The sequence below is a fragment of the Bacteroidota bacterium genome (assembly GCA_018266835.1).
GTDB lineage: Bacteria > Bacteroidota > Ignavibacteria > Tepidaquicellales > Tepidaquicellaceae > JAFDZO01.
This window is the reverse complement of record JAFDZP010000001.1, coordinates 402,097-428,341: the sequence shown is the minus strand read 5'-3', so window position 1 is coordinate 428,341 and position 26,245 is coordinate 402,097. Positions and strand designations below refer to the sequence as shown.

Below are 26,245 nucleotides of genomic sequence, written 5' to 3'. Positions count from 1 at the left end.
ACTTGTAACAGGCGTAGGAACACAATTAACACTTACACCTGATAAATATGAGCTTGCACAGAATTATCCGAATCCGTTCAACCCGACAACAAAGATCAACTTCTCACTTCCAAAGCAGGGCTTTGTAAGCTTGAAGATTTTCGATGTAACCGGTAGAGAAGTCGCTAAGCTTGTTAATGAAGTAAGACCTTCAGGCGTGTTCTCTGTTGACTTCAACGGAGCAGATTTCGCCAGCGGAGTTTACTTCTACAGAATCGAAGCACAGGACTTTATTGACACCAAGAGAATGGTACTTGTTAAATAACAGTAATTAACACATATACAATAATTAGTAATTTTAAAGCCTATCCGGGGAAATCCGGATGGGCTTTTTTGTTGTAAAATCTTAACTTGAAATTTGAAAAAAATCAGTGTAGTTTTGAGAACACCCTACTAAACCCGGAATTCTTCAGAAAAAGTTGTACGATTAAATCATACAATTCCTTATTGGTTTTATTAAAAATCTCTTTAACCAAAATAATATATGAAAAAACTTCTTCTGGTTTTGTGTGTATGCTTCTTATTCAATGAAGCTTATTCGCAAAATGTGTTAATCACATCAAGACTGCAGAATAAAATGCAGGTAGTAAATCCCCTCCAGTATACAAGAGTAATGATTCTTATGAAGAACAGAGTCAACATCGAACAGATGGATGCTGACCTTTATAGGATGAACGCAAGTCTGCAATTCAGATATCAAACAGTAATTACAGCATTAGTGGATATTGCAAGAAATACTCAGGGACCTTTACTTGATTATTTAAACTCTCAGAAAAATATCGGAAAGGTTTCTGAGTATGCAGGGTACTGGATTGTAAACTTAGTTTATATGAAAGCCACAACTGAAATTATAAATCAGCTGGCTTTAAGAAATGATATAGAAATGATGGACCTGGACGATGAGTTAACTATGGATAAACCGCTAAACCCAACGCCTATGATGGAACTTCATACCGAAGCAGCTAACTCAAACTTAAAAGTTATCAAAGCTGACTCCGTATGGAGAATGGGATTCACAGGTCAGGGAACAACCGTTATGAACATTGATAACGGTGTTAACGGAACGCACGCAGCATTAAATTCAAGATGGTGGGGAAATAACGGAAGACCATGGTACCATTCATGGCTGAATGTACAAACCCCAAATGTAAATTTTCCGGCTCCTTGCGGAACCGATTATCACGGCTCGCATACTATGGGAATTATGACAGGCAGAACAGCTTCAGGAGATACTGTTGGTGTTTCACCTGACTCCAGATGGATGGCAGCCGCAGTTACAGATTGCCCCGGCGCAGTTTATCCTACAAACAACATAACAGCTTTTCAGTGGGCAATGAATCCTGACAGCAATATTGCAACAATGGATTATCCGGATGCAATCAGCTGTTCATGGCAGGACCCAAACGCAGGGGACCAGTGCGCTACTTCAATTTACAGAACACTATTAGTAAACGTAGAAGCAATCGGAACAGGTGTAGTATTTTCCGCAGGTAATTCAGGACCTTCTGCATCATCAATCACACCGCCTAAAAATATTAACTTAGATTCAATCAATGTAATGTGCGTAGGCGCAGTTGACGGAAATCAGGCAGGATATCCTATTGCATCATTCTCCAGCCGAGGACCATCAATTTGCGGTGGCGTTGGAACTTTAGCAATTAAACCTGAAGTATCTGCACCGGGTGTAAGCATAAGTTCTTGCGGTGCAGGAAATACATATTACTCTATTGACGGAACTTCAATGGCATCACCTCACGTAGGCGGAGCAATTGCTTTATTAAAAAGCGTTGCGCCTTACATGACAGGTAAACAAATTAAAGCAGTAATATTTTCAACATGTACAGATTTAGGCGCAGCAGGCGAAGATAATAATTACGGAAAAGGATTAATAAACTTAGCAGCAGCATACAGAAGATTGGCTTCATATCCTTTGAACGCTTTCAATCTGCAAACACCTCCTGCATCTACAAGAATTGTAACTGTAGCAGGTTCAACAACTCCTGTAACAATTACATGGGATACATCATCAACAGGAGCAAGCTATAAATTTATTTTTGGAAGTCCGACGACTTCAACAAGAAAGTTAACAATTTCTTCAGCCGTTAACAGCTATACAACAACTCTTGGAGCATTAGATGCTTTACTTGCTTCAAACGGATGGACTGCAAACGGAAGCGCAACTGATTCAGCAGTCGGCCAATGGGATGTTTGGGCTTTCAAAGCACCGAATGCGCCCGGACCTGATTCAATGAAAGCTACAAACGGACCAAGAGCAATTACATTCAGAAGAAGCCAGATAAGCTTAGCACCATTCAGTCTGGTAACTCCTGCAAACAATACAACAATCATTACTGCTCCGAACGATAACGGTAACGTTAACATTAAATGGAACAAATCAGGAACAGGTGCAAGCTATAAATTTATGTTTGCATCACCAAGTTTTTCAACTGCACCGAAAATAGTTATTGCAGCTGATAATAGCGGTCTTGATTCAAACGTAAACATTGTTAATTCCTCATTGGATGGCTTACTTCAGGGACTGGGAGTAGCAAGGGGTGATTCAATTGCTGGTCAGTGGAGAGTTTATGCATACAGAAGTGCAACAGACTCATTAGCATCAAGTGAAACACGAAATATTACTTTAAGAAGAGTCGGTATGCTGCCGTTGAACGAAACTTTTGAAAATGCAACATTCCCCCCGGCTGAATGGTCGTTAACAGGTTCCGGTACAATGTACTGGACAAGAGCAACCGTCGGTGGTTATGGAAACGGAACTGCATCTGCCAAGTATGACTTCTGGACAGCTACTGCTACAACCGGAGCGCAGACAATGACTTCAAATCAGTTTCCGGCTGCAACAGCACCAAATAATTATTTAAGATTTAATGTCGCCGCTGCGTATTACTCTGCAACGGCTATTGATTCATGTATAGTCGAAACATCAACAGATGCCGGAACAACATGGAGCAGATTACTTGGAATGTATCAGTCAACTGCTTTGACCTCAGGATATAACTCAACACCTGTAATGTCAACAGTGTCTTCAACTTCATCATTTACTCCTACTGCAACTCAATGGGCAACAAAGATAATTGCAATGCCAACAGGAACCAATAAAGTAAGGTTCACTGCAAAAAGCGCATATGGAAATAATCTTTACATTGATAATATTACAGCAGGTCTTATAACAGGAGTAGGGAATCAGTTAACATTAGCCCCGGATAAATATGAGCTTGCTCAGAATTATCCGAATCCGTTCAACCCGACCACAAAAATAAATTTCTCAATTCCTAAACAAGGATTTGTAACTCTGAGAATTTATGATGTAGTAGGAAAAGAAGTTGCTAAATTAGTGAGCGAAATAAAAACTCCGGGAGTGTATTCAGTTGACTTCAACGCATCTGCATTAGCCAGCGGAATATATTTCTACAGACTCGAATCTCTGGATTTCATTGAAACAAAAAGAATGATGCTTATCAAATAGTATAAAGTAGTAAGTAGATAGTATTAAGTAAAAAATTAAAGCTCATCCAGGGAAACCGGGATGAGCTTTTTTATTAAGTCCAATCATTTTAGCTTTACTATTATTTACAAGTTTTATATTTTTTCATGTGATAAAATTATGTAAAAGTAGTTTTTAATATTCTATTTCCGTCCCGTCCTTAAACTCTACATGATTGAGCTATTTATTAGATTTATTTTTTTGACTCAGTTAGAATTTTAATTTGTACGAGTAAACTGTACCCCAATTAAAAAGTATTATATAAGTTTGTAATATAATCATTAAACTAAACCTAAGGAGAAAACCGTGAAAAGGTTACTATTACTTTTTTCACTAGTTATCATTGGCTTTGTGTATTTCACAGGCCAGAAGACGGATGAAAGCCCGAGATGGTCTTTTAATCCGCAAATGATAGCAGCACAAAAAAATGGCGCACAGCTCCCCGTTGCGACCGACATCGGAGTTATCGCTCCGCTGACAGATTCAAGAGTTGTTTACACACCAAGAGAGATGCTGGTTATCAATCCGAGCATCAGAGTTTACCCTTCGCTTAATCAGCAATGTGAAATTTACATGACAAGGGACCCAAACAATCAAAACATTCTTTACGTTGCTTCTCAAAATATAGTTGGCGGTGCTTCTATTAACGCCGGTACCTATGTTTCGACAAACGGCGGCTTGAACTGGTATGGCTCTGATACACTCGGAGCACCAAGCCAGGCAGACCAAAGAGGAGATCCCGGTCCTGCAATTGATAAGAACGGAAGATTCCTTTTCACACACTTAACATCAACCACAAACTTTGGCGGTTTGAAAGGTATGGGTGCAAATTATTCAACAAACAAAGGTGTTACATGGTCTTCAACCTTTGATGTAGTTTTAGATGCTAACTGCGATAAGAATTTAGCAAACACAGATAACTCTGCAGCAAGTCCTTTCTATGGCAATACATACATGGCATGGACAAGTTTCGGAACAACTCCCGGTAACGGAAGATTTTCAAGAACAACAGATGGCGGCGTAAGCTGGTCAACACCAATAGTTTTAAATGCAACACCAACCGGCCACAACGCTCAGGGACATGATGTTGTTACAGGTCCTGCCGGCCAGGTTTATGTTGTATGGACTGCAGGCGTATCTTCTTCACCATTTACAGAAGATTTCGTCGGATTTGCAAAATCAACTAACGGCGGTTTAAACTTCACAACAACTGAAAACGCATTTGATGCAAACGGTTCACGTTCATCTTCATTCAACGGATGGGGTATCAGAACAAACGGTTTCCCAAGAGTTGACTGTGATAAAACAGGCGGCGCAAGAAACGGCTGGATCTATGTAGTAACATCACAAATTAACTTAGCACCTGCAGGAACTGATGCAGATATTATTTTAAACAGATCATCTGACGGCGGTGCTACCTGGTCAACAGGTATCAGAGTTAATCAGGATGCTCTTAACAATGGAAAAGTTCAGTATTTCCCTTGCGTAAGAGTTGATGAAGCCGGTGGTTTAAATGTTATTTATTATGACAACAGAGATTTCCCATCTTCAGGTGACTCATGTACAGTATACATTTCACGCTCACTTGACGGCGGTACAACATGGACTGATCAAAAAATTGCAGACCACAACTTCAAACCAAAGTTATTACCGGGCGTAAACACAATGGGTGATTACATTGGTTGTACATCAGGAAACGGAAAAGTTTATGCAGCCTGGATGGATGATAAAACAGGAAGCGCATCAACATTATTTCAGACATGGGTAGGTTCAGTAACAATCCAGTTGAACGGATTAAATCCATTCAATATTCAAACACCGGCAGCATCTTCAAGAATCGTTACTTTCCCGGGTTCAACAACACCTGTAACAATTACATGGGATACATCAACGATTACAGCAAACTATAAATTTATCTTCGGGACACCAACTCTTCCGACAAGAAGATTAACAATTCCTGCAGGCTCAAATTCAATCACTACAACATTGGGTGCACTTGATGATATTTTAGCTGCAAATGGATTTACAAATAACGGAACCGCAACTGACTCAGCAGTGGGACAGTGGGATGTCTGGGCTTTCAAAGCACCGGGAGCACCGGGAGTTGACTCTATGAAATCAACAAACGGACCAAGAGCTATTACTTTCAGAAGAGGCGTTCCTGCTTTAACACCGTTCAGCTTAGTAACACCTGCAAACGGTACAACTATTACAACATCTGTATTTAACAACAGCTCAATAAATATCAACTGGACCCGTTCAGGTTCAGGTACAAGATATAAATGGCAATTTGATGCACCTACATTTGCAGGTCCTCCTATTTTCTACATTCAATCAGGAAATACAGGATTCGATTCATCTATTTCAATAGTCAACAGCCAGCTTGACGGTATGCTGGCAGGCACAGGATTAAATCCCGGCGACTCAGTAGTAGGTCAATGGAGAGTTTATGCATACAGAAGCGCAACAGACTCATTAGCATCAACTCAAACTTTTGCATTAACTCTGAAGAGACAGGCAAAAGGTGATATACTTGTTGCATACGACTCAACAGTTGCTAACTGCAGAACAAGCAGAGACTCAATTACAACAAATCTTTCAAATCTTGGACTTACATTCGACCTCTTCAACAGAGGAACGAATACATCTACGAACATGATTTCCTTAAGAGGATATAAAAAGGTTATCTGGCTTGGTGAAGGTACAAGTTGTATTTCACCGGTTCAAAGAGACTCAGTAAAAGCATATTTAAATGCCGGGGGGGCAACAGTACCTACAAAATCTAAATTCATTATCTGGTCAGAAGACGTTGGATATAATTTAGACAGAACCGGTTCAACTAACCTGGATACAACACTTGCAAGACAATACCTTGGATTTGTATTTATTGCCGACAGACCTGCAACAGGTGCCGGCTTAGTCGGGTTAAAAGGAATTAATGCTTTAGTTGGTCAAAGAGACAGCTGCGCCGGACCATGGCCGGATGTACTGAGACGTTCAAGCACAAACTCAAATATATTCTTAACAGGATTCAGATTACAAAGCAATCTTGACTCTGTAAACTCTATCGGAAGACAGGCAACAAATTATAATACAGTTACAATTGGTTTAGACGTAGAATCAATGAGAAATGCAGTTGACGGACCTACATCTTCACCTGTAGCCAGATATTTAAAAATGGCACTTGATTATGTTGATCAGTTAATTGTAAGCACAGGAAATGAAGCTTCTATGATTCCTGACCAATTCTCACTATCACAAAATTATCCGAATCCTTTCAACCCGACAACAAAGATAAACTTTGCAGTACCGAAACAATCATTCGTTTCGATTAAAGTATTTGATGTAACGGGCAGGGAAGTTGCAAATCTTGTAAATGAAATGACAACTGCAGGATATCATTCAGTAAATTTCAACGCATCAAGCTTTGCTTCAGGTGTTTACTTCTACAGAATCGAAGCAGCTGATTTCAGAGATACAAAGAGAATGATGCTTATTAAATAGTATTCAATATACATTTCCGTTACGAAGCCGGAGCTTCATAACGAGATTTTTTTTCAAAGCTCATCTTGGGAAACCGGGATGAGCTTTTTTATTACTTACTTCCAGGTGATTTATTTACAGAAAATGAGCTACCTCACTTTCAAATTAAATTTACATTTCATATATTAGTTTAAACAAACTCTGCTAATGAAAAAACATTTCTTGTTTTTCCTTTTAGCGTCCCTGATATACCCGATAGTAGTAACTGCACAATGGGTTCAAACACCAATAGTAACAAATCCCGGTACAGTCAATTCTTTACACTCTGAAGGCAGCAATATAGCTGCTGCTTCATGGGGAGTCTCAATCTCTACCGATAACGGAACTTCATGGCGAACGACTTCTTTCACACATGAAACCGGTTCCGTCTTATTAAACAACAATACAATTTTTGCAGGCACAAGAGAAAATCCTCCCGCCGGTATTTTCAAGTCATCTGATCTGGGAATAACCTGGAGCCAGACTTCTATTAATGACCGTATCATTAATGCATTTGCAAAAACATCTAGTGCAATTTTTGCGGGCTCCAACACAGGTGAGATCTACAAATCAACTGATAATGGGGAGACGTGGACTCAGTCTACGCTTGTAAACTTTACTCCGGATATTATATTCACCTTAGCAGTTTCCGGTAATACTGTATTTGCAGGAGTGCGATTCGGAGGTGTAATGGTTTCCACCGATAACGGGAATACATTTACTCAGACATCTCTGATGAATAATCTTGATGTGAATGCAATTGCTGTTTCAGGCAATAATATTTTTGCGGGTACAAATTTCGAAGGAGTCTATTTATCCACGGATAACGGATTATCCTGGAATCAAACTGCAATGAACAGCGAAAGTGTTCAGACACTTTTAATAAGCGGTAATAAAATTTTTGCAGGACTTTATAACGGGGGACTGAAATACTCAACCAATAACGGAGCCTCATGGCTGCAAACTTCACTTGTTTCGGATTTTGTATACTCACTTACTTCATCAATAGGAACACTTATTACCGGAACATTCAGCGGCGCTTTGATATCAACTGATAATGGCGCAAGCTGGAGCCAAAGTAATCTTAGCTTTAATTCCATTAACGCAATAACAACAAAAAATAATTTAGTATTTGCCTCTAAAGGAGGAACCGGAGTTTATGTTTCTTCTGATAACGGAGCAACATGGAATCAAACCATCGGACCTGCAGCTTACTCACTTGCATCTAACTCAACAAGAGTTTATGCAGGCGCATATAACGGAATATTCATATCATCAAATAACGGTACTAGCTGGCTGCAGACGGGAGTGATTGCGCAAGCCAGGTACGTTGCCGTTAATGATAATTATGCTTTTGCAGGATATCACGGAATCTGGAGAGGTAATCTTACAGGAAATCCGTGGATACAAACTTCCTTTAATGGAGGAGTTGTAACATCGCTGACCGGACAAGGCTCTAATGTTTATGCCGGAACAGAAAATAACGGAGTTTATATTTCACCTGATAACGGTGTAACATGGAATCAGACTTCACTGAATGATAAAACAGTTAAATCCATAGTTGTGAACGGCAGTTCTATTTTTGCCGGTACATTAAACTTTGGAGTTTATTACTCATCAAATAACGGCACAAGCTGGGTACAGACTTCATTAAATAACAGAACGATAAATTCACTTGCTGTAAGAGGGCAGTTTATTTTTGCCGGCTCGGAAGGGGACAATAACTTCTATGTCTCTTCAGATAATGGCAGCACATGGACTTTAATGAATGCCGGTATGGAGCAATCAACAATTCATTCACTTGCACTCAGCGATAATTTTGCATTTGCGGGAACAACGGAAAAAAATATTTTCAGATTGCCGCTTGGATTAGTGGGAGTTCAACAAACCGCTTCAGAAATTCCTGATAAATTTTCTTTATCGCAGAACTACCCTAATCCGTTTAATCCTTCTACAAATATTAATTATCAATTAAGAATTAACTCATTTGTTAGCCTTAAAATTTTTAATGTCAGCGGGAAGGAAGTTGCAAGATTAGTGAATGAAATGCAGAATGCCGGAAGTTACTCAGTTCATTTCGATGCATCGAATCTTGCTAGCGGAATTTATTTTTATAAAATTGAGGCAGGGGAATTTAAAGAGACTAAAAGAATGATGCTGATAAAATAATTTGCTTTGTAAAAAACAAATATATATTCTATTAACAAAAAAGCCCTTTACGAATAATTCATAACGGGCTTTCCTGTTTTTACACAAAAGAAAATTTATAAACTTATTTTGATAAAATCATTTTTCTTACTTCAGTTCTTTCAGTTGTTTTTATTCTGTAGAAATAAATTCCGCTTGGATAATCCTTTGCATTGAATTCTGCTGTATGAGTTCCTGCGCCTAAACTGGTATCGAGTAATCTTACGACTTCTCTTCCGAGTCTGTCATAAACTGTCAGCTCAACGTTTGTTGCTTCCGGTAAAGTAAATGAAATTGTTGTTGTAGGATTGAAAGGATTCGGGAAATTTTTTGCTTTATAGTAAGATTCTCTTTCTTTGCTTGTATCCTGTTTCTCGAATTTCGGCATCGAAGAAAGATTTTCCTTATTAGGAATTTCTGAAATAACTGCTATGCCTGATTCAAACTTTCCTTCTTTATAATTTGGACCTGTTTCAAACTCAATCTGAATACCAAGAGCATCTTCTTCAGTAACTGTGAAATCATCTTTGTAATTCGAAATCAATTTAAAGTTATCTTCATCAAGTTTAATTTTTACTTCTTTCCAGCCTTCATAGTTTAAAGAAAACGGTTTTGACTGAAGCATAATATCCTGGTCATCGTTGTATTTGTTGTTGTTATCAACATCGTAAAGCACTTCGATTTTCACAGTAACATCATTTTTAACACCTTGTAGCATTACATTTAAAAAATTACCTGATACAAGAAGAATAGGGGAGTATTTTGTAATTTTTCCAATGTAGTTGTTTGCTTTTAAAGGAGTGCTGTAAATAAGTTCTGCGTAACCGTTTTCTGCATTATCTGTTTCGTGTGAGTATTTCATTTCCAGACCGCCCCAGGTCCAGTTAGGAAGAGCCTTTTTATCAAAAGTATCGTACTCGAGAGGTTGAGAGAATAATGAGGTAGTATAAAATAAGCATGCAAATGCCGCTAATGCATAAGTTAATTTTGTAATCATTAATGTCGTTTTGTTTTTTAAAAAGAGGAAATTACTAAATCCTGATTTTATTTAATCAGCGTCATACGCTTGACTGAACTAAAATCATTAATTTGTAATTTGTAGAGATAAACACCTGCCGTGAGGTTTGAAGCATCAAAAGTCACTTCATAATTGCCCTCTTGTTTATACTCTCCGATTAAAGTTGCCACTACATTTCCTACTAAGTTATAAACTTTTAAAGAAACATAACCGCTTTGATTCAACTTAAAACCGATTACTGTAGATGGGTTGAAAGGATTTGGGTAATTCTGATACAGTTTATAATCGTCTGCGTACAGACCTGCACCGGAACCCTTACCGTTTGAGAATTTGGAATGTATTTTAGTATTAGCTACCCCTAAAGCGCTAAAAATAAAAAACATTGCAACGAATAATATGGTAATCCTTTTAATCATCTTAATTGAAAAATAGTAATATTAAAGTTTATTGTCAATATATTTATTTTCTTTATGTGTCTCAAATTATAGACACTTAGTAAACTTTATTGAAGAAGTATTTGAAAATCTGCAAAATAATCTTCTATATGTAATACGCAAAAATGTTATAAAAAGTTCAAAAAATTAAATAAACACTTACATATTAAAAAGCCCCTTACATTTCTTCAACGAAAGGGGCTATATCTAATTATTGTTTGTAATTATTACTGAATTTCTATTGCAACAAGTCTTACCTGTCCTTCAGGTGATTTTACTTTTAATACAAGTATATCGCCTTTGGATTTTTTGCTAATCATTGCATCTAAATCATCTACACCGCTTATGCTTTTTTTATCCGCTTCAATAATTACTAAACCTTCTCTTAATCCTCTGTCAAAACTTTCTGAGAACCTTTTTACAGATGTAACATAAGCTCCGCCGTTAACATCAAATTTCTGTTTTTGCGCGCTTGTTAACTCAGTTACAGAAAATCCGGTCTTATCAAAAGATTTTGCGCTTGGTTCTGATTTATTGCTTTCTTCTTCTTTCTTAGGGTTGTTACTTGCAGCATTTTGATTTTCATCTCTCGCTTTTAAAGTAACAGTTAAGTCAGATGTTTTACCGTCTCTGAAGATTTTCAAAGCAGCTGTTTCTCCCGGATGTTTTTGTCCGATGATTGACTGAAGTTCGTTTGCTGCGTTAACATCTTTTCCGTCAACCGATAAAATAACGTCACCGATTTTTACACCAGCATCTTCACCTGCGCCGCCTTTAATAACATCCTGTACAAGTACACCGCGTGCCTTATCAAGTCCTAATCCTTTTGCTTCCTTCATATCTACATCCTTAATAGAAACTCCGATATATCCTCTGCTTATCTTTCCAGATTTTATTAATTCAGTTGCGACATTCTTTGCTAAATTAATTGGAATAGCAAATCCGTAACCCTGATAATATCCGCTTTGTGATTTGATTGCAGAATTGATTCCGATAACTGAACCGTTAATATCTACTAACGGACCGCCGCTGTTACCCGGATTAATTGCTGCATCTGTTTGTATAAAATTATTTATAGCATAGCTGTTGCCGTCAATATTGATATTTCTTCCGAGAGCAGAAACGATACCTGCTGTAACGGTAGAATTCAGCTGAAGGGGATTACCGATTGCAAGAACCCACTGCCCGACCTGTACTTCGTCTGAGTTACCGACTGATGCAACAGGTAAATCGTTTGCATCGATTTTAATAACGGCAACATCAGTGTTTGGGTCAGTTCCGATTAATTTGGCTGTAAATTCTCTCTTATCATTAAGCTGTACTTTAATACCGTTATCGTTGGCATTCTTAACAACGTGATTGTTCGTCATTATATAGCCGTCTTTGCTGATAATGAATCCTGTACCTGTTCCTTTGCTCGGCATATCCTGGTCCGGCATTTGCTGGCCGTCAGGTCCGAAAAAGAATGGAATATCCTGATGAGGATTATTTTCACCCTTTGAACTTCCCGTTACTTCTATATTAACTACTGTTGGTGTTACAGCTTTGGAAATTTCAACAAAGCCTTCGTTCAGCCCTTTAAGAGTTGCATTAGGTGTTGAAATCGGAGGGGTAGTTTTGAAATCTACTGGTGTGTTAGCAACTATCGGTCTTACTCCGCTGAAGCTAGCGATTAATATTCCGCCAAATGCTACAGCAAACATAACTAAGAAAGCCGCGGCTATTACTGATTTTTTTGACATATTGTATATTTCTCCTTTTGTAATTATAAATGCTTTTAATTAAGCGGTATTAATTGTTCGATAGAAAATTTTCCTTTTGGTTTAATGTAGTGTATTAATTCATTTGATTAAAGACTCTAACCGTTTTTAATTTAATAAAGTTTTCGGTATGGTCCGCTAAATACTTATCATAAATACTCATTAAATTCAAAATTGTTTCATTTGCCGCCATGCCGGAATCCATTTTCACTATATCGTTCTCCAGAATATACTTAATCATTTCATACTGAGGTCTGTTTAAAAACATCTCTCTGGATTTAAAAGTATCACCTTCAGTCTCAATTTTATCGATGGGGGAGATACCCAAAAGCTCGCATAAATGCACCTGAAAATATAAATAAGAAATAAAATTTTCAGCAGATTTTTCGGGATTACTTTCGTTTATGTAGGTAAACGATTTTATTAAAAGCTCAAATAATTCATTGCTGTGCTCTTTATCGTAAACAGCTTTATTCATAGTTTCGAGAATCCGGTAGGAGATAGTCAGCTTATCTAAATCCGTTTTTATAACTCTGAAATTTTTTATCGTTTCAGCTTTTGAAAGCATCTGTAAATCCCTGTTCTCTTTATTATAGAAAACAATAGTAATATGATTGAACGGCTCTATAACTCCGAGCACTCGGGATTTTATATTCCGAGCACCTTTCACGATACAGTTTATCTTGCCGTTGTTGCGCGAGTACAGAGTGAGAATTTTACTCGTATCACCGTAGTTTACCGTTCTTAATATAACCGCTTCGTCTGTTACTAATGCCATAATTCATTCCTTGTTCAGGCTATTAACATAGAACAAAAATTAATAATTATATCTCTATTCCTTCAAAGTGTGTCAGTTTTCTGAAAGCATTATATCTCTCACGGATTTTATCTGCAGATAAATTTCTAATTCCTTCCAATGAAAACTCTTCAACGCAAAGTGAAGCCATTGTGCTGCCGTAAACAACAGATAGTTTTAAATTCTCTTCTGACAGATTTTTTGATCTGCAAAGCCATCCCATCATACCACCTGCAAATGTATCACCTGCTCCTGTTGGGTCAAAAACTTTCTCAAGCGGGTAGGCAGGGAAGGAGAAGATTGAGTCATCTGTAAATAAATATGCGCCGTGCTCGCCTTTTTTGATTACGATAACTTTTGGTCCCATATCGCGCATCTTTTTATAAGCGGTAATAAGATTATATTCATCTGTAAGCTGTCTTGCTTCTCCGTCGTTAATAACCAGCACATCTACCATTCCTAAAGTCTTGACTACTTCATCCCGCGCGCTTTCAATCCAGAAGTTCATAGTATCGCACATTACAATTTCAGGCTTAGTAATTTGTTTTATTACTTTCTGCTGAATTGTAGGTTCAATATTACCGAGACAAATATATTCACAGGATTTGTAATTATCAGGAATCTTAGGGTCGAATACTCCAAGCGCATTAAGTTCAGTTGTAATTGAGTCACGTGTGTTCATATCGTAATGATATTTACCATGCCAGTGAAATGTTTTAGTATCATTAAGTATTTCTACTCCGGCAGTATCAATTCCTTTAGATTGTAAAAATTCAATTTCTTTTTTAGGAAAATCGTAACCAACTACGCCAACAAGTTTAATATCATTAGTAAAATAAGACGCTGCAGTTGATAGAAAAGTCGCTGAACCGCCAAGCGTGTATTCAGCTTTGCCAAATGGTGTTTCAATTGTATCCAATGCCATTGAACCGACAACAAGAAGACTCATTAAAATTTGATTAGTTTTGGAAAAAAGAAATTATTAAGAATGGATTGCTTATTCAAGATTATAAGAGGAGTATAAAAAATTTTAAGTGCATAATGTGAGTTGAAATTTTGCTTAAATAAAGTTAAGTTATAGTTAACTACATAAATCAAACCAATCTATAGATAAATTAGTTACTAAAGTTTTTTAAATTAACTAAAATCTACCTCGAAGCTGCTCTACCTTTTTCAAATTAAATTTTGTAATTAAATTTTATAATGAGAAAATATCAAAAGTATTTTTTGCTGTTTATAGTACCTTTAGCCTTCATTTATTCTTCCTGCAATAAAAACGAAGACATAGTATCTGTCATTCCGGAAATTGAATATGAAAACCACGATGACTACGCAATGTGGACTTCAGACGGCAGTAAAATGATTTACTACGGCTATGAAAATGACAGTACTAAAGGAACATATTTATTAGATATGACCGGCTTACAGGGAATTAACAAAAGGAAAATAAGTGACAATTATTTTATTCAGCTTACTTCAGATGGCAACTCTGCATATTATTATTCATATTACAGCGGAATATTCAAAAGACGTTTAGAAGGGGATACATCAGCAGTTCTGATAAGCACAGTTCGAACCGTTCAATCAATAAGCAATGACGGACAATGGCTGGCATATCAGTCAGGAGAAAACAGCCCCAGCAGCCTCGGTTTTGTATGGAAAATCAGAATTGACGGAACTCACAAGAAAAGACTTGTCTATGCACCAACAGAAGGCGAAATTCGGGACCCGACCTGGTTTCCCGACGGAATCCGATTATCAGTACTTCGGTATTTCGTCAGCGACGAATTTGATGCTCCGCAAATTGCCATAATAGATACAAATGGCAATTCAACAACATTAACACATGATAATCAGTGGAAACATAGCCCTAAAGTATCGCCGGATGGCAATTATGTAACGTACTATACTTTTAAAAATAATGGAACGGTATGCGTTGTGAAAACTGATGGCTCCGAAGTTCGCGAGTTAACCGCGGGATTTAGTGTGAACCCCGGATGGAGTTCAGACAGTAAATTTGTTACATATACTAATGTAATTAAAGGGGACGGACGGATATGGGCAGTTCCTGTAACAGGCGGTCTGCAAACTAAAATCACCGAGTGAGTAAACGAAAGGATATATTAGCTTTAAATTACATATTCCAATTTTTTATAGAGATTTGCGTTTATAACCTAAAAGAAATACCGGTAAGAACATTAACGGTATTAAACTTTTGGTCAATAGATTTAGTTATATCAGCATCTTTAGGTTTGTTAATATCTTTTACCCACTCTCTACTGCTAAAGTAACTGTAACTCCACCTGCAATCCAGAAAAATTTTCTTTACAATAGGGATTTCCAATCCTACTCCTAATTCGTAGAAAATACCAAGATTATACTTGGTTGATTCATACTTCATAAAGTTAAGTCCATATAACCCCATAATATAAGGGTTAACGGGTAAGACAGGATACATCACTCTTGAGGTAATAAAGGGCGAAATATTACTAAATCCCTGAATTGCGTTAAACCCTAATCCATTGCCGACTTTTATATAATCAGTCAAAGCTCTAAGATATGTCATACTGAAATAAAAATTGGTCTCTTTAGGATTATTCTTCATTCCAGAAGACTGTTCATAAATAACTCCGTTATCAGACTTTTTAAAATTAGCATCGACTAAAGTATGTAATCCGATGTTTAAGGATAACTCGTTTTTATTCTGCGGACGGCATTGGGAATAAAAAAGCAGCAGTATTAGTATAAATATTTTCATAAATGAATTAAAAGTGGAGTATAGAAATATAAATCATATAAGATTTATTTCAACCTTAATAATTCAAAAATACCTAATATTTTAATTGCAAATTGTCCGAAGAATTGCAGAGAAAGGGAAGCATACACAACACAAAATTTCCAAGAATTAGCAACAAGTTATTAACAAAAATACCAACACCTAAATATCATCAACTTTACATAATATATATTATATAACAAATTAATATAAAGAATTTAACACTTTTTTAACAATTTTAAAGCGTTTTTCACATTACTTTTAAGGTTGAATTTAGTGGTTTTCATGATAACTTTCTCAATTAAGTCTTTATTGTTACCTGTATTCATCGAACCTTTTAAATGAGAAAATAACTGATGCTCGTAATAATTTGTACAAAGGATTGCTACATTTACTAATTCACGTTCTTTTAAAGAAAGATTTTTACGGCCCAGGACTTTGCCATAGCCTTCAACAATCATCCACTCGGCCAGATCAGGGCTCATTTTATCAAAATTGTGGATAAGTTTCTCATAATTTGACTGATATACTTCCTTACAATTGAGCTTACCGCGGGCTTTAAATATTTTTAAATTATAACTTTCTTTAGAAATGCTTATTTTAAAGTGTTTGGAGAAGGCTTGTATACCAATAATTGTAGCCGGAAAGCCGCAAAAGAGGTATATTTGCAGCATAGATTCGTATATTTTATAAGGGTTAACCCTTTTATTTTTCATTTTTTGAAGGATTTCATCAATATAAATAGTTTTTTTGCCTGCGATACAAGATACAAGCTCACATAAATCCAGTATTGCAGTTGAATTTTTCATTTAGAAGACAATAATTTGAAATTATTAGACATATATATATTAAAATCTTTTGTCAGAAACCTGCTTTTTGGGCTCCTTAGCTTTATTCTTATATTTATACTTGTAGACCTTTTTGAAAATCTTGATAAGTTTATAGATAAAGGTTTAAAATTATATATTATCGGTCAGTATTATATGTATTTTATACCAGAAATATTAAAGTTAATTCTACCATTAAGTGTTTTATTAGCTTCCCTATTTACTACAAGTAAATTTGTTAACTCCGCAGAAATGATTGCATTTAATTCCTCAGGTCAAAGTGTATACAGATTCATAGCACCGATTTTTATCACAGGTATTCTGCTAACCGGCATTACTTTATATTTCAATGGCTGGGTTGTTCCAAATGCCAATTCTGCTAAATTCCGTTTCGAAAAAGAAGTTCTTGGCAAAGGCGGCGGAAGCAGCTCACAATCAAATCTCTATTTTCAGGAATCTGATAACAGAATAATCCGTATAGAAAATTTCGATGAAATAAAATCAGAATGCCAGAATGTATCTATTCAAAAATTTAATAAGTATGACCTATCTTACCGTTTTGATATTAAAATGATGACCTGGGATAATGCCAAAAACGACTGGAAATTAACTTCATCTGCCAAAAGAACGTTCGATACATCACAGGCAAAGGAAAAAATGGCTCTTGATTCGGGTAAATTTCTGCATGATTTTGAAGAGCTTAAAAACATAACTCTCTCCCCTTCCCTTATAAAGAAAAAACAGACAAAGCCCGATGAAATGAATTTAACAGATTTGCAGGAGTTTATAGCAAGTGAAGAGCGTACGGGTCAGGATGTTACCAAAACTAAAGTAGATTACTATTCACGTATATCATATCCTTTTGCCGGACTTGTAACTATCATTTTCGGAGTTTCGCTATCTTCAAACCGCAGAAAAGGCGGAGCTGCCCTGCAGTTCGGTATAAGTATACTTGTATGCTTTATTTACCTTGGATTTCTTAAAATTTCACAAACTTTTGGTTATAACGGAGATATTCCGCCGCTTCTCACAGCCTGGCTTGCAAATATTGTTTTCTCTTTAGTTGCCTTTTACTATCTGCTTAAAATCAATAAATAAATCTGATTTAATTAATCTTTTCGTCTTTTTTTGGCTTCTGCGGAACCTGAAATCCGAATCCCTGATTAGAAGGGTGGTTCATCGTATTCAAATTAATCTCTCCAAACTGATTCTCAAAATTATCAACTGTCTGCTTAAAAGCATTCAAAAACATTTTTGCGTGCTGAGGAGTCATTATAATACGTGACATTACTTTAGCTTTGGTTGTACCCGGAAATATTCTTGTGAAATCCAGAATAAACTCTGCCGGAGAGTGTGTGAGTATGGCAAAGTTTGAGTAAATTCCCTCTGCTTCTTTTTCTCCCAGCTCTATATTTATTTGCTGCTGCGGTAATTGGTTGTTGTCGTCGTTGTTGTTCATTATAATTCGTTATTTTATTTTTCTAAAAATACAGGATTAATAAATTGATATTAAGGCAATGAAAATTCTCTAAAATTAATAAACTTATTAAACTATATTTCGTGATTATTTTTAAAAATGAAACGTATACTATTTATAACAATTTTAATCTGTTTAACACTTCCCTCTTACAATTTTATTTTTGCTCAGCAGTACTGCATTCCGGGAAGATTTGATACTACATATTGCTTTTCATCACAGCAAATAACTGTTGAAGATAATATTAGTTACGGGCAAAATATTAACTGGCAAGGAAACCCTGTTAATCTTGACTTCATAATCGCATATCCCGGCACTGAAGCAGATACTTTACGAAAACGTCCTTTTATTTTATTAATTCACGGCGGCGGCTTCATTGACGGCAATAAATATCAGGTTGCACCCGTTATGATGGATTTTGCTCAACGAGGGTATGTTTGCGCTTCTATAAATTATCGGATCGGATGGGATGTTACAGGAGATCCATTCGCCTGCCTGGGAACAGGAACTTCACTTGCAAAGGCTGTTTACAGAGCTATGCAGGATTCCAAAGCAGCGCTAAGATACTTTTCTGCTAATGCAAACAAATATAGAATAGATACAAATTACTTTTTTTGCGGAGGCATAAGTGCAGGCGCTGTAACATCTTTATTGATTTCATTTGCAACTCAGGAAAATATGAATACGCTTTATCCTTCATTTATAAATGAACTCGGTCCGCTGAATAATGCTTCAAACAATCTTACAAATTCCTATAAGATAAAATGTGTTTTGAGTTCATCCGGAGGATTGAATGATACTACTTTTATAAATTCATCTAATGCAGTCCCGACCATTATGTTTCAGGGCACTGCTGATTTAAACATCCCATATGGTACAGGTAACGTTTACGGATGCGCAAATTATTTAAGAACTATGGGTTCCGCTGAAATGATGAAACGATTTAAGAATTTACGAAAGCCATTTGAATTAGATTATGTTCCGGGTGGCGGTCATGAAAATTTTTATCCTATAGAGTATATTCCTAAAAAAGCTGCAGGATTTCTGAAAAGATATTTGTGCAATGACTCAAGACAAGTCATATTTGAAAATTATTCAATGATATCCGATGTTTCTCTGGGCGGATTTAATGATGTTATTCCTTCTGATTTTACTTTGTATCAGAACTACCCTAATCCGTTTAATCCTTCTACAACTATAAAATATTTTCTTCCGCATGACAGTAGAATTAAAATAAATATTTATGATACAAGAGGGAGAAAAATAATGGAGTTAGCCGACGGCTTTCAAAGTGAAGGATTCCATACTGTAAATTTTGCCGGAGCTCCCCTATCCAGCGGAATTTATTTTTATTCAATGATAACCGAAACAAATGGTACGAGAAATATTTTTACAAAAAAGATGGTGTTAGTAAAATAGAAGCAAATTAAACTGAAAAGCTATGTGGTGGATATATGCATTACTCTCAGCTCTTTTTGCAGCAGTGACTGCAATCTTTGCTAAAGTCGGCGTTAAAAATGTAAACTCAGATGTAGCAACGGCCGTGCGTACAGTGGTTATTTTATTTATAGCATGGGGAATCGTTTTAGCACGCGGTGAAATGGGCGAAGTCGGCGGACTTACCAAAACAAACTTACTTTTCCTTTGCTTATCCGGAGTTGCAACAGGTCTTTCCTGGATATTTTATTTCAAAGCATTGCAGCTTGGTAACGTCTCGCAAGTTGCCCCGATAGATAAATTAAGCGTTGCGCTCGTTTTAATTTTTTCGTTAGTATTTTTAAAGGAACCTGCAACTGCAAAAACGCTTATCGGCGGAGCACTTATTGTTGCAGGCTCAATATTTATGATTATTTAGGACTTCTCATATTTTCCTCTAATCTTATTCCCCAGATATTATCAAAGTTAGGCTTTATTGCGCCCATACGCATAAGGAGAAACATTTGTCCCCTTGTGTGATTCTCATGGGAAATGAGTCGGTTTATTATATCACGCTTTGTCATTTTAATATCACCGTGCCCTTTATAAGCAACTACTATATCATCAAGCTCTTCATCTTTCATTTTATCTAAATAGTCTATCCAGAGTTTTCTTACATCTGAAAGTGCAGAAAGATAATTTTCAACTTCCGGTGCTTCTTTTGGCGGGTGAGCAAATTCAGCCGGGCAGCCAATCCAGACTCCATAGTAATTCCTGTCTTTCAGTTCCTGTGAAAGTTTTTCACCTGAAATCTCTTCGTACCATCCAATTTCACACTCACCAAAATGCATTAAGTAAGCGCCAATGCATTCTTCATTAGGAACTGGCGGGGCAAATAATTGTTCTTTTGTTAAGCCCTCGATTCCCTTCAGAGTTTTTCTTCGGGCATCTTCGAGCATTATTTTTAGCAGTTGGGTTTGAGTGTACATGGATGTATAATTTAATTTTTCAAAGATAAGAATTGCTAATAAATTAAAAAAGAAACATCAAAAAATCTTACCATGAAATGAGAATAAATTTTACAAAAATCGCATTCCACCTTATCTTTTCATTTAATCTATCATCTATAATATTTATATTGCGACATGATTGAATTAAACTACTATCTGTTACTTTCAGCAATTCTTTTTTCACTTGGAGTTATCGGAGTTCTCATCAGAAGAAATGCCATAATTATCTTTATGTGCATCGAGCTTATGCTCAATTCCGTTAACCTTTCACTTGTAGGATTCTCATCATTTCTGGGAAACTCCAACGGTCAGATTTTTGTATTCATTGTTCTGACTGTTGCGGCGGCAGAAGCTGCTATTGGGCTTGCAATTATTATTGCGCTTTTCCGAAATAAAGATACCATCAATATTGATGAGATAAATATTTTAAAATGGTAAACTAAATGGCAAAATATTTTTACCTTGTTACCGTACTGCCGCTTGTTGGATTTTTTATCAACGGGCTCTTCGGCAGAAAAATCAATAACGAAAAACTTTCAGGCATAATATCGTCGCTCGCAGTTTTCATTCCGTTTGTTATAGCGGTCATGACATTTTTTGAGCTTCTCGGATTACCACCTGAAGAAAGAAAAATAATCATAAATTATTTTTCATGGATTGCCACCGGCAGTCTTAACCTCACCTATGCTTATTATATAGACCCGCTTTCAATTACTCTGACAATGGTTGTTACAGGCATCGGATTCCTTATTCACGTTTACTCTATCGGCTACATGCACGGAGATAAAGGATTTGCAAAGTTCTTCTGCTTCCTCAATCTCTTCATCTTTGCAATGCTTAACCTCGTTCTGGGTGATACATTCTTAGTGCTCTTCCTCGGATGGGAAGGCGTGGGACTTGCATCTTACCTGCTTATCGGTTTCTGGTACGAAAAGAAATTTACAGGCGATGCCGCAAAGAAAGCTTTCGTTGTAAACAGAATCGGTGACTTCGGATTTATGACTGCGATGTTTATGATATTCGCAAACTTCGGAACATTAAACATTCAGGAGTTCATCGGAAAACTTGGCGGTATGCAGGTCGGCACTCCCCTCTTAGTTATTATAGCTTTATTGCTGTTCGTCGGTGCATGCGGTAAGTCAGCACAGATTCCGTTATTTGTTTGGCTGCCAGACGCTATGGCAGGTCCTACACCGGTATCTGCGCTTATTCACGCTGCAACCATGGTGACGGCCGGTATTTACTTAGTCGCAAGAACTTCATTGTTATATGCTCTTGCTCCGATAGCGCAGAATGTTGTTCTGATAATCGGTATTGCAACTGCGGTAATGGCAGCAACAATTGCACTGAAGCAAAACGATATTAAAAAGATTTTAGCCTACTCAACCGTTTCACAGCTTGGATTTATGTTCATAGCATTGGGAACAGGTTCATATTACGTTGCAATTTTCCATTTGATAACACATGCATTCTTCAAAGCGCTTTTATTCTTAGGCAGCGGCTCTGTTATTCACGGAATGCACGAAGAGCAGGATATCACAAAAATGGGCGGCCTGAAAAAATATATGAAAGTTACTTTCATTACCTTCTTCATCGGCTCGCTTGCAATTTCAGGTATTCCTCCGCTCTCAGGATTTTTCAGCAAAGACGAAATTTTATATAAAGTATTTACTAACGCAGGAATATTCCCGTATCTTATCGTATTAATGACGGCAGCATTTACTGCCTTCTATATGTTCAGATTAGTAGCGCTTACTTTCTACGGTAAGGAAAGATTCGATGCTAATCATGTTCATCCGCACGAATCCCCTGCTACTATGACAATTCCTCTTATCATTTTAGCAATTCTTTCGGCTATCGGCGGATTTATAGGACTTCCGCATTTCTTAGGACCGAACGCTCTTGAGCACTGGCTTGAACCTGTATTTGCTTCTGCAAACACAGTGCTTGCAAGTATTCACGGTGAGCATGAAGGAGCGCTTTCAACTGAGTTAATTCTTGTCGCAGTCTCAGTTGTAGTTGCTACGATTGCAATTATTGTTTCATTCAGGAGATTCTCAGTTCAGGATAAATTCCCGGCTCCTAAAGGATTCGGCAAGGTTCTTGAAAATAAATATTACGTTGACGAATTATATGATACAGCTTTTGTATTTTCTATCAGAGAGCTTTCAGAAATCGTACTATGGAAAGTAGTAGATGTAAATATCATAGACGGTATTGTAAGAGGCAGCGGAACATGGTTTAAAAAGCTTAGCGTTGACTGGAGAAAAATACAATCAGGTGTTATTCAGGATTATACTACAATCTCAGTTGCAGGTATAGTAATAATTCTGCTTTATATCATATTCAAAATGTGATTTTAGTTTAAGGTTAGAAAGTTTTTAAGGTTTATAAACTAAAAGCTCTGTTGATTTATTTCAGCAGGGCTTTTTTTATTCCCGTTAAATTCTGATAAAACATATATCGAAACTTACGCCCCCTCGTAAGTTATACTCTAACTCACTGATTATTTAGCACCGGAATTTTTAGAAAAATTTTGTACCGTTTTTAAAAATCAGGTTCCAAAATAAAGCTCACAAATATAAAAAGAATAGATGAACAATCCAATACTGTCTTCCCTATTAGCAGTAATAGAGAAATATTTTTATTGCATGTACTAATGAAATAAAAAAAGCCTTGATAATTATATTCAGCAGGGATTTTTTATTTTGGTGAGTCCACATCCGCATTCCCAAACCCCTGTTTGGGAATGCATATAAAAGAATAAAATATAGTGAGCCGTTCCAAACGGGGGTTTGGGACGGAGAGTAACTAATTGAAATAAGTTTTTGAAGTTTATAGTTTGTACTATAAAAAAAGCCCTGCTGATTTCACTCAACAGGGCTTTGTTTTGGTTAAATAAAGTGCAGTACTAAAATTATTTTTGCTGGTTGTTCATTATATATGCTACCAGATTTGCCATATCCTGATTCGAAATTGATTCATAACTGAAGAACGGCATATACTTCTTTCCGAATCTTGACATGAACGTAATTGATTTTAAATTGCCGTCAAAATCTTTGAACAAGCTCGGAACGCTTTTTACTTTAGTCCCGTCTCCGTGACAGAATTTACAAGCTCCGTTGAAAACCTCCTCACCTTTTGCCTTATCACCTGTTAACTTTGCAATTTCTTCCTGGTCTTTTTTTAATTTTTCCTTATCCTGTGTAGGCAATGCTATTGTTGTATAAACCATATCTTTCACCGGCTCACCTTTACCTACTAATTCATAATAAGCATTGAGTGATGCAATTTGTTCGGCAGTCATAGGTTCTTTGAATTTCAGATATTGTTCCCAGCAGACTGTTGCTCCCCCTGCAGTTTTCTTAACATCTTCCCCTTTGAATTTGCCAAGGTATGTCTGAGTTCGTAAATCTGCATTTTTTATATTTGAATGGTATTTTGTTAATGGATATGCTGCATCGTTTGTTCCGTCGCTGTGGCAGTGCGCGCAGGCTAAATTTGTTACACTGTTAACTCCTGTGCTGCCATAAAATATATCCTTACCCTGCTTTGCAAGCACATCGGCAGATTTTGTAACAGGTTTATTATCGGTTGTAGATGATTCTTTTTTACCGCATCCGGAAATTAAAAGTACTAATGAAAGTGAAAGAACTGAAAGATAAAGTTTAATCATTTGTTAGTTTTTGAATTTAGAATTTATATTTTTTAATTTCGGGAACTAAGTTTGGTAATTTAACAAAATTGAAGTAGAATTGAAACGAGGATTTTATTCAGATTTTTTTAAAAAATTTCCTTAAATAAAAAAGGCGGACTTTAAATCCGCCTTATCAAGTAAATATTAAAATTATTTATTTCTTCTTTGAAGTTCCTGTTTTATTCTTCAACGCATTAGGATAGAAGTTCAACGAAATGTAAACTGTTCCCCAGTTAAGATTCTTTGATTGTGATGAATACAATCCGCCGTTCTGATTTCCTAAGTTTGAATAGAAGCTGCCGCCGTCATCCCATAATTTTCCGTTTGTTCTTCCCCAGTCAGATCTTTCTGAAATATTTGCAGAAGCTTTTTCTTTTAACAATAAATTTCCGAAGTCATATTTGAAGCCTAATGCAAAACCGAATTCAGGTTTTACCTTGAACTCTATACCTGCATCGACATTAACACCGATTCTGAATCCGCTGAATGAAAATCTTGTAGTATCGTATGAGTTTTCTGTCCTATTCAACTCACCGCTGAAGTTATTGAATGAAATATAACCGCCGAAATATGGTGAAACAAGACTTGTGAAAGCTGTAGGAGCAACTTCAAGCCCTAATCCGACATTAAGCGCATTGAAATTATAATTATAACTTGCAGGTAATAAGAAGTTCTGGTTATTATAATTTATAACATAATTACCTGACTGAGCTGTCTGGAAAGTATTAAAGCTTGTGAAGCCGATAGAACCGACACCTCGTACAATATTGAACTTATCAAAATTAATTTTTGCTTTACCGAAAACATTAAATCCTGTTTTTGCACCCATATTATTTCTTAAAAAATCCACTGTATCTATTTGTGTTACCTGAATACCATTATAAACATTTGTAGAAAGAAAGTTGTCGCCTTTTAACTGATCTAAAGGTAATGCAAGCCCGACACCTAACTGAAATGAAGGCTGATCAAACTGTGAGAATCCTTTTGAAGTGAATGCGAATAACGCCAATAAAACAAAGGGTATTATTTTTTTCATTTGAGGTTTTTTATATTAATTAATTTATATTAAAATTTTTGATAACGCTGCTATTACTGCTGTTTCTGCTCTGTATTTTCTTGGACCCAATGAAAGAACTTTCCAGTTATTTTCTTTCAGACTCTTAACTTCGGCATCTGAAAAACCGCCCTCAGGTCCTGTTAAAATATATACGTCACTTTTACTTTCAAGTTGTGAAAGTGTATCATTTTCATCTGCGAATTCATACAAAGCAAGTTTATTATCGTGTCCAATTGTTTTACTCAGCATTTCTGAAAATGTTTCCGGGGAATGTAGTACAGGTTTGAAACATCTTTGTGACTGGCTCATCGCTGAAAGAATTATCTGGTTAATTCTTTTCTCTTTGTTAGCAGAAAAGCCGGATTTATTTATAACTCTTTCTGAAAAAACAGGAGTGATGCTTTTCACTCCAAGTTCAACTGCTTTTTCAACTGCAAATTCAAATCGTTCACTGTTACGAAGATAGCAGATGTATAAATGAACGTTCAACTCAGGTTCAAAAATATCAAATTTCGTATTTAAAATCGTGCAAGTAATTTTGTCCTTGCCGATGCCATCAATTTTGCAATCATAGACTCCAAGCTCGCCGTCAGTCAGTGTAATTAAATCCCCTGCTCTTTTGCGAAGTACTTTAGATAAATGATTGAATTCAAAATTATCTATAATGAGCAGATTTTTTTCAGGGAAAATATTTTTCTTCTCTGTGTAATAATATTCCATATCAAAA

The 26,245-nt window shown here is 36.4% G+C and carries 22 protein-coding genes; 10 read left to right on the top strand and 12 right to left on the bottom strand.

Translation table 11 applies throughout. From position 1 onward, the window contains the following. The 4 genes from JST55_01805 to JST55_01790 all read left to right on the top strand — a co-directional run. Positions 1–304, top strand: a 304-nt coding sequence (locus JST55_01805; protein MBS1492213.1) for a T9SS type A sorting domain-containing protein, incomplete at its 5' end; no start/stop codon positions are given. Between the two features lie 219 nt (positions 305–523). Then, positions 524–3,523 carry a S8 family peptidase gene (locus JST55_01800; GenBank protein MBS1492212.1) on the top strand — a complete coding sequence of 1,000 codons (3,000 nt, stop codon included), beginning with the start codon at positions 524–526 and terminating at the stop codon, positions 3,521–3,523. Positions 3,524–3,847: 324 nt separating this feature from the next. Beyond that, complete coding sequence (locus JST55_01795) at positions 3,848–7,045, top strand: T9SS type A sorting domain-containing protein (protein ID MBS1492211.1); 3,198 nt, start codon at positions 3,848–3,850, stop codon at positions 7,043–7,045. A 186-nt stretch (positions 7,046–7,231) separates the two neighbouring features. Then, positions 7,232–9,232, top strand: coding sequence for a T9SS type A sorting domain-containing protein (locus JST55_01790; protein ID MBS1492210.1), 2,001 nt, complete (start codon positions 7,232–7,234; stop codon positions 9,230–9,232). Positions 9,233–9,335: 103 nt separating this feature from the next. Here JST55_01790 and JST55_01785 read toward each other — a convergent pair whose 3' ends face one another. From JST55_01785 to JST55_01765, 5 genes are all read right to left on the bottom strand, one after another. Continuing rightward, positions 9,336–10,247: a T9SS type A sorting domain-containing protein gene (locus JST55_01785; GenBank protein MBS1492209.1), complete on the bottom strand. Its 912-nt coding sequence runs from the start codon at positions 10,245–10,247 to the stop codon at positions 9,336–9,338. Between the two features lie 47 nt (positions 10,248–10,294). Continuing rightward, positions 10,295–10,651, bottom strand: coding sequence for a T9SS type A sorting domain-containing protein (locus JST55_01780; protein MBS1492208.1), 357 nt, complete (start codon positions 10,649–10,651; stop codon positions 10,295–10,297). A 278-nt stretch (positions 10,652–10,929) separates the two neighbouring features. Next, entirely contained in the window at positions 10,930–12,444 is a 1,515-nt protein-coding gene (locus tag JST55_01775; protein MBS1492207.1) for a Do family serine endopeptidase, read from the bottom strand. 94 nt (positions 12,445–12,538) lie between these two features. Then, positions 12,539–13,240 (bottom strand): DNA repair protein RecO, encoded by a 702-nt coding sequence (gene recO / locus JST55_01770; protein ID MBS1492206.1) that lies wholly within the window; start codon positions 13,238–13,240, stop codon positions 12,539–12,541. A gap of 46 nt (positions 13,241–13,286) precedes the next feature. Further along, positions 13,287–14,207: a sugar kinase gene (locus JST55_01765; GenBank protein MBS1492205.1), complete on the bottom strand. Its 921-nt coding sequence runs from the start codon at positions 14,205–14,207 to the stop codon at positions 13,287–13,289. Positions 14,208–14,461: 254 nt separating this feature from the next. On the opposite strand from JST55_01765, the gene JST55_01760 reads away from it, so the two are divergent. Then, positions 14,462–15,364 carry a PD40 domain-containing protein gene (locus tag JST55_01760; GenBank protein ID MBS1492204.1) on the top strand — a complete coding sequence of 301 codons (903 nt, stop codon included), beginning with the start codon at positions 14,462–14,464 and terminating at the stop codon, positions 15,362–15,364. Between the two features lie 61 nt (positions 15,365–15,425). On the opposite strand, the gene JST55_01755 is transcribed toward JST55_01760, so the two are convergent. Together JST55_01755 and JST55_01750 are read right to left on the bottom strand one after the other, a co-directional pair. Continuing rightward, the gene (locus tag JST55_01755; protein ID MBS1492203.1) at positions 15,426–16,016 is read right to left on the bottom strand and encodes a hypothetical protein; all 591 of its coding nucleotides are present in this window, start codon (positions 16,014–16,016) and stop codon (positions 15,426–15,428) included. Positions 16,017–16,252: 236 nt separating this feature from the next. Further along, positions 16,253–16,843, bottom strand: coding sequence for a carboxymuconolactone decarboxylase family protein (locus JST55_01750; GenBank protein MBS1492202.1), 591 nt, complete (start codon positions 16,841–16,843; stop codon positions 16,253–16,255). Between the two features lie 15 nt (positions 16,844–16,858). Here JST55_01750 and JST55_01745 point away from each other — a divergent pair, with 15 nt between their 5' ends. Continuing rightward, on the top strand, positions 16,859–17,959 hold the full coding sequence (locus JST55_01745; GenBank protein MBS1492201.1) for an LptF/LptG family permease: 1,101 nt from the start codon (positions 16,859–16,861) through the stop codon (positions 17,957–17,959). Positions 17,960–17,966: 7 nt separating this feature from the next. Here JST55_01745 and JST55_01740 read toward each other — a convergent pair whose 3' ends face one another. Continuing rightward, positions 17,967–18,320 (bottom strand): DUF3467 domain-containing protein, encoded by a 354-nt coding sequence (locus JST55_01740; protein MBS1492200.1) that lies wholly within the window; start codon positions 18,318–18,320, stop codon positions 17,967–17,969. Between the two features lie 117 nt (positions 18,321–18,437). Between JST55_01740 and JST55_01735 the strand changes: the two genes are divergently transcribed. Continuing rightward, entirely contained in the window at positions 18,438–19,757 is a 1,320-nt protein-coding gene (locus JST55_01735; protein MBS1492199.1) for a T9SS type A sorting domain-containing protein, read from the top strand. Positions 19,758–19,779: 22 nt separating this feature from the next. Next, entirely contained in the window at positions 19,780–20,193 is a 414-nt protein-coding gene (locus tag JST55_01730; protein MBS1492198.1) for an EamA family transporter, read from the top strand. Here JST55_01730 and JST55_01725 read toward each other — a convergent pair. Continuing rightward, positions 20,186–20,713 (bottom strand): DinB family protein, encoded by a 528-nt coding sequence (locus JST55_01725; protein ID MBS1492197.1) that lies wholly within the window; start codon positions 20,711–20,713, stop codon positions 20,186–20,188. The two genes, JST55_01730 and JST55_01725, sit on opposite strands and share 8 nt — an antisense overlap. Before the next feature lie 186 nt (positions 20,714–20,899). On the opposite strand from JST55_01725, the gene nuoK reads away from it, so the two are divergent. Both nuoK and nuoL read left to right on the top strand, forming a co-directional pair. Continuing rightward, positions 20,900–21,202: an NADH-quinone oxidoreductase subunit NuoK gene (gene nuoK, locus JST55_01720; GenBank protein ID MBS1492196.1), complete on the top strand. Its 303-nt coding sequence runs from the start codon at positions 20,900–20,902 to the stop codon at positions 21,200–21,202. Positions 21,203–21,207: 5 nt separating this feature from the next. Beyond that, positions 21,208–23,121, top strand: coding sequence for an NADH-quinone oxidoreductase subunit L (gene nuoL / locus JST55_01715; GenBank protein MBS1492195.1), 1,914 nt, complete (start codon positions 21,208–21,210; stop codon positions 23,119–23,121). 560 nt (positions 23,122–23,681) lie between these two features. On the opposite strand, the gene JST55_01710 is transcribed toward nuoL, so the two are convergent. From JST55_01710 to JST55_01700, 3 genes are all read right to left on the bottom strand, one after another. Further along, positions 23,682–24,440 (bottom strand): c-type cytochrome, encoded by a 759-nt coding sequence (locus tag JST55_01710; GenBank protein MBS1492194.1) that lies wholly within the window; start codon positions 24,438–24,440, stop codon positions 23,682–23,684. Positions 24,441–24,615: 175 nt separating this feature from the next. Next, positions 24,616–25,497: a hypothetical protein gene (locus JST55_01705; protein ID MBS1492193.1), complete on the bottom strand. Its 882-nt coding sequence runs from the start codon at positions 25,495–25,497 to the stop codon at positions 24,616–24,618. Positions 25,498–25,521: 24 nt separating this feature from the next. Then, positions 25,522–26,238 carry a 16S rRNA (uracil(1498)-N(3))-methyltransferase gene (locus tag JST55_01700; protein ID MBS1492192.1) on the bottom strand — a complete coding sequence of 239 codons (717 nt, stop codon included), beginning with the start codon at positions 26,236–26,238 and terminating at the stop codon, positions 25,522–25,524. Between the last annotated feature and the right edge of the window lie 7 nt (positions 26,239–26,245).